This is a genomic window from Acidimicrobiia bacterium, assembly GCA_016650365.1.
Classification (GTDB): domain Bacteria; phylum Actinomycetota; class Acidimicrobiia; order Spongiisociales; family JAENVV01; genus JAENVV01.
On sequence record JAENVV010000090.1, the window covers coordinates 1 to 12028 of the forward strand.

12 protein-coding genes are annotated in these 12028 nt (G+C 60.8%); all 12 read left to right on the forward strand.

Features of this window, described 5'->3' with window-relative positions; translation table 11 throughout:
* The first annotated feature begins 424 nt into the window (after window positions 1–424).
* The gene (locus tag JJE47_05175) at window positions 425–880 is read left to right on the forward strand and encodes a nitroreductase family deazaflavin-dependent oxidoreductase (GenBank protein MBK5266807.1); all 456 of its coding nucleotides are present in this window, start codon (window positions 425–427) and stop codon (window positions 878–880) included.
* Complete coding sequence (locus tag JJE47_05180) at window positions 880–1701, forward strand: alpha/beta hydrolase (GenBank protein ID MBK5266808.1); 822 nt, start codon at window positions 880–882, stop codon at window positions 1699–1701. The genes JJE47_05175 and JJE47_05180 overlap by 1 nt, the downstream gene beginning before the upstream one ends.
* Before the next feature lie 77 nt (window positions 1702–1778).
* Window positions 1779–2459, forward strand: coding sequence for a response regulator transcription factor (locus JJE47_05185; protein MBK5266809.1), 681 nt, complete (start codon window positions 1779–1781; stop codon window positions 2457–2459).
* A 55-nt stretch (window positions 2460–2514) separates the two neighbouring features.
* Complete coding sequence (locus JJE47_05190; protein MBK5266810.1) at window positions 2515–3813, forward strand: HAMP domain-containing histidine kinase; 1299 nt, start codon at window positions 2515–2517, stop codon at window positions 3811–3813.
* Between the two features lie 126 nt (window positions 3814–3939).
* Window positions 3940–4695 carry a phosphatase PAP2 family protein gene (locus JJE47_05195; GenBank protein MBK5266811.1) on the forward strand — a complete coding sequence of 252 codons (756 nt, stop codon included), beginning with the start codon at window positions 3940–3942 and terminating at the stop codon, window positions 4693–4695.
* Window positions 4695–5363 (forward strand): class I SAM-dependent methyltransferase, encoded by a 669-nt coding sequence (locus tag JJE47_05200; GenBank protein ID MBK5266812.1) that lies wholly within the window; start codon window positions 4695–4697, stop codon window positions 5361–5363. Before JJE47_05195 ends, JJE47_05200 begins: the two co-directional genes overlap by 1 nt.
* 195 nt (window positions 5364–5558) lie before the next feature.
* Window positions 5559–6206, forward strand: coding sequence for a glycerol-3-phosphate acyltransferase (locus JJE47_05205; protein MBK5266813.1), 648 nt, complete (start codon window positions 5559–5561; stop codon window positions 6204–6206).
* A gap of 198 nt (window positions 6207–6404) precedes the next feature.
* The gene (hisD, locus tag JJE47_05210; GenBank protein ID MBK5266814.1) at window positions 6405–7706 is read left to right on the forward strand and encodes a histidinol dehydrogenase; all 1302 of its coding nucleotides are present in this window, start codon (window positions 6405–6407) and stop codon (window positions 7704–7706) included.
* 3 nt (window positions 7707–7709) lie between these two features.
* The gene (locus tag JJE47_05215) at window positions 7710–8423 is read left to right on the forward strand and encodes a GntR family transcriptional regulator (protein MBK5266815.1); all 714 of its coding nucleotides are present in this window, start codon (window positions 7710–7712) and stop codon (window positions 8421–8423) included.
* Window positions 8420–10081, forward strand: a complete 1662-nt coding sequence (hutU, locus tag JJE47_05220) for a urocanate hydratase (GenBank protein ID MBK5266816.1) — start codon at window positions 8420–8422, stop codon at window positions 10079–10081. The genes JJE47_05215 and hutU overlap by 4 nt, the downstream gene beginning before the upstream one ends.
* Window positions 10078–11418 (forward strand): formimidoylglutamate deiminase, encoded by a 1341-nt coding sequence (locus tag JJE47_05225; GenBank protein MBK5266817.1) that lies wholly within the window; start codon window positions 10078–10080, stop codon window positions 11416–11418. The genes hutU and JJE47_05225 overlap by 4 nt, the downstream gene beginning before the upstream one ends.
* On the forward strand, window positions 11415–12028 hold a 614-nt coding region (locus JJE47_05230; protein MBK5266818.1), incomplete at its 3' end, for an imidazolonepropionase. The genes JJE47_05225 and JJE47_05230, both read left to right, overlap by 4 nt.

Consider the following 12028-nt stretch of genomic DNA (forward strand, 5'->3'; position numbering starts at 1 on the left):
CCGGCGGCCCGCGGCGGTAAGGCGGTCACAAGTCCGATTTCACCGCGAACGCCGACCGTGACCAGTAGCGCCAGGAGCATGGCAGTCACCATGGCTGTCGTCGCGGCTAGGGCACCAGCTTGGCGATTGACGCCGCGGTTTGAAAGTTGCGAGAACCCGAAGGCGATCCCTGACAGAGTGGCCCATAAGACGCCAGGCATTACGGCACGCAGATTGGGAGGTTGAGTAGGTGGGGACCAGTGAACATTGTGTGGACGCCTGCCACGGAGCGGGGCTGTCGCTTGCCAGGGTTGCCAGCCTGTCCGGGTATGTTGTTCATCTTGCCGGATGCTACCCAGGCCTGGATCACCTGCTGATTCGGGCCCCCGGCCGTCGAAGCGAGCCCGGGTCCGGATCGCCGCTATCCCGGAGCTAGCCTTTCACGATGGCATCCCCCCGAAATCCACCTCGAGGCGCACTCCGGATTATCTGGAAAGCCCACAAGATCTTATGGAAGTTCTCCGGGAGGAGACTCGGTACCCGCTCCATGGGGATGGGCGTAATCGAACTGACCACCAGGGGTCGCCGGACCGGGAGCGACCGAACGGTTCTTCTGTCGTGTCTGGACTCACCGGATGGCCTTGTCGTCGCCGGTACCAACGCCGGGTTGGATCAAGACCCGGCCTGGGTGCAAAACTTGCGGATGGATCCGCGGGCCGAAATTGCCACAAAGGCAGGCGCCCAACTTGTGACGGCCGAGTTCCTGGCGGGCGCCGGTCACGATGATGCCTGGTCACGATTTCAAGCCGCTGACGACCAGTACGCACGGTACGCAGCCATGCTCACGAGGCCGGTGCCAATCGTTCGTTTCGGAGTACGCGGGGACGGAGGGTCGCCATAGTGCTGATCGAGACGGTGGCGATCGAAACCGATACCGAGCCGCTCGACGGATTGCTGTACCTGCCGGACGATGGGAACGTCCTTGGATCTGCACAGCTCATGCATGGAAATACGATGAACTTCTACGTCGGACCTCCCCGTTTTCTGCCTCCGTACTTGACCGGCCTCGGGCTCGCCTGTCTTGCCTACAACCGTCGCGGGCATGACGTTCTCTCAAATCGCGACAGTCGAGACCTCGAAGGTGGCGCTTATCAGACGATCGGTCAGGCCATCGAAGACAATCACCTGGCGCGCAACTGGATGAATCAAAGAGACCTCCCTCCCCCATTTGTGATCGGTCACTCAAACGGAGGCATGCTGGCGGTCCGGCACGTGGTGGAAGTCCCCGATACGCCAGGATTGGTCCTGTTGTCGGCGCATCGCGGAGGCAAAAAGATCATGCGACTAATGGCGGACAATGGGCTGATGGCTGGTGAACGCTACGACGAGATCTCCGAAGCTGCCAGGAGCCTCGTGGCGAAAGGTCGCGGCGACCAACTGATGCTCGTTCCCGGCTGGTGGTACGTCATATCGGCTACGACCTATGTCGAATTCCTCGACCATTGCCCCGATATCGTCGATCTGGCCCCATCGATTCCTTGCGAGACGTTGTTTATCCGAAGTGTTGACGAGCCTTCCGAGGTGTACCCGGCCGAGGAGATCGCCATGGCCAGCAGTCACAACGTCGACGTTCAGGTGCTGGAGGTGGGGGGTCACTATTACCGAGGGGGCGAATCCGTTGTTGCCGGGACAGTCGTCAACTGGATCTCTCAACATCTGTGATCGACAGGTTTCTCAGCAAACCCTCAGGTTCGGTGCGTCATACTGAGTTAGGTCGATCCACTCTCCGGGGAGCTTTGGTGCGCGTGCTGGTTGTCGAAGATGAAAAGAAGGTTGCGGCGGCTGTACGGCGCGGCCTGGAAGCTGAGGGCTTCGCCGTCGACGTGGCGTTGAACGGCACCGACGGAAAGTGGTTCGCCACGCAGAACGAGCACGACGTCATCGTCCTTGACATCATGTTGCCCGGGATCAATGGATTCAGTCTATGTGCCCAGCTCCGCGATCTCGGCATCTGGACGCCGATACTCATGTTGACTGCCAAAGACGGAGACCTCGATGAAGCCGAAGCTCTTGACACTGGCGCAGACGACTTCCTGCGTAAACCTTTCTCATATGTAGTCCTTGTTGCCCGAATCCGAGCGTTGCTTCGCAGGTCCTCGGTGGGCGAGGTATCGCTTGCCTATGAAGTCGGAGACCTCACACTCGACCCCAATTCGCGTCGATGTGAGCGGGCTGGCCAAGACATTCATCTCACGGCCAAGGAGTTCGCGGTTCTCGAATTCTTGATGCGCCATCCCGGCGATGTCGTCGGCAAGCTAGAGATTCTGGACAATGTTTGGGACTTCGCGTTCGAGGGCGACCCGAACATCGTCGAGGTGTACGTCGGGTACTTACGAAGGAAGATCGACGAGCCGTTTGGACGCAAGTCGATCGAAACAGTGCGCGGGGCCGGATATCGGCTGGTCCCCAGCCGTGAGTAGTCGTAGCCGTCGTCCAACGACGTTGAGATTCCGCGCCACAGCAGTCGTCACCTTGATGTTGGTAGCAGCTCTGGTTGTTGCGGGTGTCGCTCTTGTCTACGCACAGACCCAGGCGCTCAACGCAGCCATCGATACCGGACTCGACGGACGCGTCACCGACCTGGCCAATGTGATTGTGGATGGCATCATCCCCGATCCCATCACCGTCAGCGGAGATGAATCGGCTCTCGCCCAGATAATCGGGCCGGCAGGGACCGTTGTAGCTTCGAGCGAGAATATCGAGGGGGAAGGCCCGATCTCCACTTTGAAACCCGCGCCTGGCCAGATTCTTCACGGCGTGGAAAGCGATCTTCCGGTCGACCCCGGCTCCTTCCGCCTAGCCGCACTGACGGTGAGCACTGACGAAGGTACGTATTTCGTATACGTTGCGAACAGCGTCGAACGCCGCACCGAGGCGATTGCCGCCCTGGTTGCCGCCCTTCTGGTCGGTATACCACTTCTGTCGGTAGTCGTGGCATGGACCAGTTGGTCGGTAATCGGGAAGACACTCCAACCCGTCGAGGAGATCCGGGCTGAGGTCGAAGAAATAACGGGTTCCCAACTTCACAGGCGCGTACCGGAGTCGCGTCGTGACGACGAGATTGCCCGGCTGGCCATGACGATGAACACGATGCTCGATCGGCTTGAACATGCGGCCGTACAGCAGGACGAGTTCGTGGCGAACGCCGCCCACGAACTTCGAAGTCCGCTGGCCGGAATCCGCGCCGAATTGGAGGTCGATGTTGCTCATCCCCGGCCAGAGTCATGGGAAGCGATGCGCGATAGCGTGCTTGCCGAGGCGATCCGCTTGCAGGTCCTGGTTGATGACCTATTGCTACTTGCCAGGAGTGAAGGGGAATCCCGGCTCATTGAGGATGTAGACCTCGACGAGCTCGTCGTTCAGGCGCTCGCCAGAGTGCCGCTGCGCGATGGGGTTCGGGTTGATTTGTCGGGGATTTCGGCCGGTCGGGTCCAGGGTGATCCGTCTCAGCTTCTACGGGTGGTATTGAACCTTTTGTCGAATGCCAACCGTTACGCAAAGACGATGGTCGTAGTGGCTGTAGCTCCGGTCGACGGTGCCGTCGAAGTGTCGGTGGCCGATGATGGCGCAGGCGTGCGGGAGGAGGATCGCACAAGAATTTTCAGTCGCTTCACGCGATTGGATGAGGCGAGATCCCGTGATGAAGGGGGCGCTGGCCTCGGTCTGGCGATTGCTTCGGAGGTCGTCCACCGCCATGGTGGGGAACTCACCGTCGGCACCTCGGTCATGGGCGGCGCAGTGTTTACGGCCATCATCCCAACCGTCGATGGATGAACCTTCCAGCGGAACTCCATTTGGGCGGTTAGCGCACACGGCGTCGAATGACTCTGGGTGCCACGCTGAGATCCCCGTGGCCACCGTCTTCAGCTGATTCTTAGGTATGGGAAGTACCGTGGCCCTGTGCAAACCGTCCAGCCTGCTTCAGAACGGCTCATTCAGGAGACCGAAACGCCCGGTCGGGCGATAGTTGGTAGGTGGACTGCTGCCATCTCCGTGATCGTGCTCATCTGGATCTATCTATGGATTCGATACACCGGCCCTGAGTTCGCCGGCCTCGACGCATCCATACTTGCGCTTGGGGACCGGGGCAGACTCCCGGGAAGCGGTAGCGTATTGGCAGCAATCTCCCTGGCCACCGACTCTGTTTCGCTCGGGTTGGCTACCGGCTTGGTGGCGATCGGTCTGGCCGTAGCATTCTCATACCGTCGAGCCGTACTCTTCCTGGCCATGGCGACATCTAGCGCCGTGATCGTAACCATCCTCAAGAGCGTCGTCGGACGAATCAGACCACCGCTCGGGGCAAGCTCCCTTGGTTCCCTGGCTTGGCCGTCTGGACACTCGGCTGGTGCGATGACCTTCGCGCTAGCCGCGGCTATTGCCTTGCATCACATCGGCCGCAAATCCGGTCTGATCACGGCGATAATCCTGGTCCCTGCGGCTCTGCTCGTGGGATACAGTCGGATCTTTCTCTCAGTGCACTGGATGACCGATGTCGTGGCTGGCTGGGCGGTCTCACTACTGGCGGTTGGATTTGGCCTGGCCATCGAAACGAAAATAGACAACTCCCCCCGCTCGCGACCGGCAGCTGCATATGGGGCGGTTCTGCTCGCGGTTAGTCTCATGGTCACTATCGGAATGAGTTGGGTGCACGTCTAATGAGATCGCTGTTTAGCAATGGTTCGAGAGGCAACGGGCGCCGGGATGGGATGTACGACTCGAAACGCTATGCCCTCATCAACCACTGGGACAAGCGACACATGGTCACCGTGTCCCGGTTCCTAGATCCCCTACCAACTGACCGCATCCTTGAGGTTGGATGTGGCGTGGGCCACTTGACCCGGCGACTCCGCGAACTTGGGGCTGACGCCATCGGTATTGACGCCAATCCGCACGCTGCTGAAAACGCCGTCACGGAAGGTGTTACGACGGGGAACGCCGAGGCTCTCGATTTCCCGGATGACAGCTTCGACAAGATTGTCTCCCTGCACGCAATCGAACATATTCCCCACATCGAAGCGGCGCTGTCCGAGATGGCGCGTGTGCTTCGGCCGGGCGGAAAGGCGCTTTTGGTGTATCCGGCCGAGCCGATCCAGGGTATCTGGGCTGTCCCCACCGCCATTGTCCTACACCGGAACCCGTTCAAAGCACGTGAGGTGCACTGTCACTGGCTGTGGCCATCGAAGGTCCGGACGCTCGCCGCTCCCCATGGGTTCACCGAGGATCGTTCGGAATTCATGTTGCTTTCGTCACCGCAATTTGTGTCTTTGTTCAGCCTGGCCGCGAGATCGGGAGATTCACCGTCGACCTGCGAGGCAAACGGCTGAGCCGGGCCGAGTCTTGCACAACTTGAAGTTGGTTGAAAGAGCGCTCTCTGGTCAGGTCGTTTCAGTCCTCTCCGGGGTTTGTCTCTCCGAGCGAATGACCGCGAAAGGTTTTCTTGGGTGCCCATGACTAACGTATGTTGTGGCAGAGTTGATGCGGCTTTTGGGATACAAGGTTCCTGCCCTCGGAGGACACCAATGAACGTAATGGTCGAAGGCGCTTATGTGCTCGCCGCGTACTTACTAGGTGCGATCCCGGTTGCCTATGTCCTTGGAAAGGCCCGGCGCGTGGATCTAACCACGGCCGGATCGGGGAATCTTGGGGCGGGCAACACGACTCGCCTGCTCGGCGCCAAAGCCGGAGCGCTGGTGGCACTTCTTGATGGGGCAAAGGGCCTTGCAGCGGTGTTTGTCGGGCGGTGGATGTCACTCTCCCCCGGTGTGACCGCGGTTGGCGCGCTGGCTGCGGTGGCGGGATCCAACTGGTCGATCTACTTGTGGCGCAGGTCGGGCCGCGGATTGGCGACCTCTTCGCTTGCCATGTTGGCCTTCGACCCGATTACCGTGCTGTGGCCGGGAGTTTGGTCCGTCCTTGGCTGGAAGATTGGCGGAGGAATTTCGGGATTCTTCGGGTGGGCTTTCCTCTGGATGGCCGCATATGCACTCGGGCGCCCTCCAGAAACGGTGCTTCTGGCCGCCGGGATGGGCTTGCTAATGATTATTCGCCGGGCCCAGGGGAACCTGGATGATCTCGGTCAAAAAGGGCCTGTCGCCCGGGTTCTCTATGACACGGACCACCGACGGTCACCAGCGGAGATAGCTTCCGGAGAAGAATCGCTGGCATAGCGTTTCGGTGGTTTGAGTCTTCTCGCGAACCATCGATGAACCCGGTTCCAGCGACGATTTCCTTCTGGCGGCGACCCCGTCTGACTCGGCCACGGAGACCTCGTCCGGCGGTGCCTGCCGCTCGACTCAATGCCTTCATCGTTGTATAAACAAATTGGACCTTCTAGGGTGAAAGAGGCAACGAGGAGCGCTACCTAGGTGACCCTGAAACTTGAGCACATCCGTTTGTCAGAGCTGTCGGAGGCGCAACGTCGACAGATCGTCCGCCGATCGGCGGTTTCAGATCCGTTGGTTCGAGACGCCGCTCGATCGATTTGCGATGACGTTTTGTCCCGTGGCGACGACGCGGTAACCGAAGCAGGTGTGAAGTTTGGGGGTGGCCGGCCAAACCCTCGCGTCCCGGTCGAAGAGATGCGGTCCGCCTGGGAGGCTGTCGGCGAAGAGGTTCGGGAAGCCATCAAGATTGCTGTCAAGAACGTCGAGCTTTTTCATTCTGCGCAACGACCCGCAGACTTGACCATGGAGCCGGTACCGGGTGTGAAGATCGATCGCCGTTGGTCGCCGCTTCGGTCGGTCGGGGCCTATGTTCCTGGTGGGAAAGCGGCCTACCCGTCATCTTTGGTCATGACCGTGGTTCCGGCGCGGACGGCGGGCGTTGAGCGGATCGTGGTCGCATCACCGGCCGGTCCCGACGGGATCATGGATGTCACCTTGTTGGCGGCCGCTCACTACCTCGGAGTCACCGAACTCTATGCCATGGGTGGTGCACAGGCGATCGCGGCGCTCGCCTATGGTACCGAAACGATCGAACCGGTTGAGAAGATCGTCGGGCCGGGCAATGCGTACGTGACGGCCGCCAAATTGCTCGTCCTCGGCCGGTGCGCGATCGACATGCCTGCCGGTCCCAGTGAGGTGCTCGTCGTGGCCGACGGGACCGCCGATCCTGAAATGGTGGCCGTCGATATGCTCTGTCAGGCAGAACACGGCCCCGACTCCCCCGCCGTACTGGTCACCGACTCTGCGGACTTGGGCGGGGCGGTAGTCGCCCAACTCAACCGCCTCCTTCCCGATCTCGAGCGCCATGAGATCCTTGCTCGAGCGCTCAGCGAGCACGGCCTGATCGTGTGGGTTGATTCGATAACCGAAGCCCTCGCGTTCGCCAATGAATACGCTGCCGAACACGTAACGGTGAACACCGACAACGCCGAAAGAGATGCTGCTCAGATTCAATCGGCCGGTTCGATCTATGTTGGCCATTGGTCGCCTGAAGCGGCAGGTGACTATGCGACCGGGGCAAACCATGTCTTGCCGACCGGGGGGCTGGCACGGTCGATGAATCCGCTCGGATTCGAGGATTTCGGATCCTGGCGACAGGTCCAAACGATCACCGAAGCCGGGCTTCGAGCGATTGCTCCGACCATCAGCACGCTCGCCACCGCTGAGGGGCTCACCGCCCACCGCCTGTCTGTCGAGGTCCGGCTACGAAATCCGGACGGCTAGCCGGTGGCAACTCCGAAGTACCACGTGGTCGCCGATCGAATCCGCACGAGGATTCTCAGCGGATCACTGCGGCCACTTGATCAGCTTCCCACCGAGCATCAAATGAGTGAGGAATTCAACGTCAGCCGGGGAACAATCAGAACGGCACTCGCCGAACTCACTGGCGAGGGGTTGATCAGGAGCGCTCAGGGAAGTGGAAGCTACGTGGCAGCAGCTTCTCCGATGACGCGATACTTCTCGCTCAGCTCATTCGACGATGACATGAGAGTGATCGGCCGGACGCCAAGTACCGAAGTCCTCGCAGCAGAAAAACTCCCCGCCATGCCTGGTAACCCCTTGGGGGTCGAGACCGGAACTCCATTGATTCTCCTGAGGCGGCTGCGACTCGCCGACAACCAACCGATGGCGGTTGAGGAGCGGTGGATCGTTGAAGGTTTGTGTCGCGGGCTTTTGAACGATGATTTGGCCCATCAGTCGGTTCACTGGCTGCTGACGGTCAAATACGCGATCCCGCTCGTCCGGATCGAACACGTTGTCGAACGACAGGAAGTGAGCGACGCGGACGCCACGATACTCAATATTCCACCCGGCTCGCCGGTTCTGACCATCGAACGGCTTACCTATACCGCGGATGACGAAGGCTCGCGGAGTGCCGCTGTGTGGTTCCGATCGGTACACATTGACGTTCAGTCGAACCTTGAAAGGAATTCATTATGAGTGGTCCTCGACCGGTCCGAGCACCCAGGGGTCTCGAACTCTCTTGCAAAGGTTGGGGTCAGGAAGCGGTTCTGAGGATGCTCATGAATAACCTGGATCCCGAGGTCGCCGAACGCCCGGACGATCTGGTGGTCTACGGAGGAACCGGCAAAGCCGCCCGTTCCTGGGAAGCATTCGATGCCATTGTCGCGACCCTTCGGCGGTTGGAGAACGATGAGACGCTGCTCATCCAATCAGGAAAGCCGGTTGGTGTGTTTCGCACTCACGAGTGGGCTCCGCGCGTCCTCATCGCCAACTCACTGCTCGTTCCCGAATGGGCGACATGGGCAGAGTTTCGCCGGCTGGAGGCGGCCGGTCTGACGATGTACGGTCAGATGACGGCCGGTTCGTGGATCTATATCGGTACTCAGGGAATATTGCAGGGAACGTATGAGACCTTCGCCGCCATCGCCGACAAACGGTTCGGTGGTTCATTGGCGGGCACGATCACCCTGACCGCCGGCCTCGGAGGTATGGGAGGGGCACAACCCCTGGCCGTCACGATGAACGACGGAGTGGCCCTCTGTGTCGAAGTTGATGCCTACCGCGCCAACCGCAGACTTGAGACTCGCTATCTCGATGTTTTGGCACCAAACCTTGAGGAAGCGATCGCTCTGTGTCTCAATGCCAGAGATGAGCGCCTGGCCTCGTCGGTTGGGGTCGTTGGCAACGCTGCCGACGTGCTTCCCAGGTTGCTTGAACTCGACTTCCCGGCTGACATCGTCACCGATCAGACATCGGCTCATGATCCGATGAGCTACGTACCGAATGATCTTACGCTGGAGGCCGCAGCCCGGATGGCCACCGACTCACCCGACGAACTCATCCGTCGAGCACGCCTGGCCATGGCCAGGCACTGCGAAGCCATGGTCGGATTTCTTGATCGCGGTGCCGAAGTGTTCGACTACGGCAACAGTTTGCGAACCGAGGCGCAGCTTGGTGGGTTTGACCGGGCGTTCGATTACCCCGGCTTCACGCCTGCGTACATCCGACCGCTCTTCTGTGAGGGTAAAGGCCCGTTCAGATGGGTAGCGCTGTCAGGCGACCCGGCCGACATTGCAGCCACCGATCGCGCCGTTCTCGACGAGTTTCCTGAGGACGCCGGCCTGGCGAGATGGATCCGGATGGCCTCAGAGCGCGTGGCGTTCCAGGGTCTCCCGAGTCGTATTTGCTGGCTGGGATACGGGGAACGGCGCCGTCTCGGGCTGCGGTTCAATGCCATGGTTCGTAGCGGTGAGTTGTCGGCCCCGATTGTGATCGGGCGTGACCACCTGGATTCCGGTTCGGTGGCTTCACCATATCGAGAAACTGAGTCGATGGCAGATGGGTCGGACGCGATTGCCGATTGGCCCATTCTCAATGCGCTGGTAAATACGGCAAGTGGGGCATCGTGGGTCAGCGTTCACCATGGAGGCGGGGTCGGCATCGGCCGGTCGATCCATGCCGGAATGGTGGTAGTCGCCGACGGCTCGGAGTTGGCAGATCAGCGACTCGATCGGGTACTCACCTCAGACCCCGGCACCGGGGTCATGCGTCATGCCGACGCCGGGTATGACATCGCCAAACAGGTGGCAAAAGATCGCGGAATCGACCTGCCCATGATCACCGGTCTGGCGTGAGCGTTTGGTTCGCTCCCTTCGCCTGGTTCGGCGGTTCCGGCTTCGAGCAGGACGTATCGATCGTCGTCTCTGGTGGGTCCATCGAGTCGGTTGAAGTCGGTTCCCGACCGTCATCGGAGGCAGTCAGGCTCGAAGGCGTCGTCTTGCCAGGGTTGGTCAGTGCTCACTCACACGCCTTCCATCGAGCCCTCCGGGGGCATACCCATGATGCCGGTGGGGACTTTTGGGCCTGGCGCCGGGCCATGTACGAATTAGCCCAACGTCTAGAGCCCGACAGCTATCGGTCTCTCGCCTCAGAAGTGTTCGGCGAGATGCTGCGGGCCGGCATTACGACCGTTGGTGAGTTCCATTATCTTCACCATCGGGTCGACGGGCGCCCCTACCCTGAGGCCCATGCCATGGAAAACGCACTCATCGGTGCGGCCCTCGACGCCGGAATTCGGATGACACTGCTCGATGCCTGCTACTTGACATCGGACGTCACCGGTGCGCCGCCCTTGCCCGAACAACGGCGTTTCTCCGATGGGTCGGCAACGGCCTGGTCAGAAAGAGTCGCCGACCTCGCCGACGGCGTTGAGGACCAGACCGTCAAGATAGGAGTGGCCGCTCACAGTGTCCGGGCGGTCGCTCCATCGGGTTTGTCGATGGTTGGCCACCTGGCAGACGAACTGAACCTTCCAGCTCATGCGCATGTGTCCGAACAACGTGCCGAGAATGAAGCCTGCCTGGCCGAGCACGGTACGACCCCGATGAGGCTCCTCTCGGATACCGGGTTCTTGACTGGCAGGGCCACTGCCGTTCATGCCACCCACCTCTCCGAGGGCGACCGTGACCTGCTGGCATCCAGCGGATCGGGCGTTTGCTTCTGCCCTTCAACCGAACAAGATCTGGGCGACGGCATTGGCCCTGGTCGTGAGCTGAGGGATCGCGGCGTTTCGATTTCACTCGGTTCGGACTCCAATGCCACCGTCGACTTGTTCGAGGAAGCTCGATCGCTTGAACTCAATGACCGTCTCCGTCTGGAACGTCGCGGCATTCATTCGCCGGACGAACTCTTGCGCTCGGCGACCGGGGCCGGCCTGGCGTCTCTCGGGTGGGGGGTCCATGAACCATTGGCGGTCGACTCCCCTGCCGATTTTGTGGTCGTTGACAATGGGGGCCCGGCGATGTCGGGTTTCGACCCAACTGATGGGGTCGGGGCTTTTTTGTTTTCAACCCCGCGAACCTCGGTCTCCGATGTCATCGTGGCCGGTAAGCGGGTCGTCCTCAATGGGCTAAATACTTCCGGGCAGTCAGGCAAAGGCCTTCATCGTCTTATCAGGGAGTTGATGTCGTGATTGCCGATGTTCTCCTGACAAACGCCACTGTCGCCACGATGGAGCCCGGTGGCTCGCCGTACGGCCTTATGACTCGGACCACCATTGGGATTACCGGCGACAAGATCACGTATCTCGGTCCACCGGGCACCGGTATCACCGCCGGCGCCGAGCGCGACGTCAGCGGCCAGCTCATCACGCCGGCCCTCATCGACTGTCACACCCATGCCATATTTGGCGGTGATCGCATGGCCGAGTTCGAGGATCGGCTAGGCGCCAGCTCCTATGAGGAGCTGGCGGCCGCCGGCGGAGGGATTCTGTCGACGGTTCGGGCCACCCGGAACACGCCCGATGACGAGCTCGCCAGTCAGGCTGCCACGAGGCTCGGATGGCTCCTGCGCAGCGGGGTCGGTACCGTGGAAGTGAAGTCGGGCTACGGCCTCGATCTTCACCACGAGTTGCGTATGCTGCGCGTGGCCCGCCTGATCGGTCGGCAGGGCCCACAGCGGGTCGTTACCTCGCTGCTGGCGGCTCATACGACCCCTCCCGAACACGATGGCGTTGCCGACCAGTACGTGACCGCGATATGCGAACAGATCATCCCTGGCGCCGCAGCTGAGGGGCTCGTCGA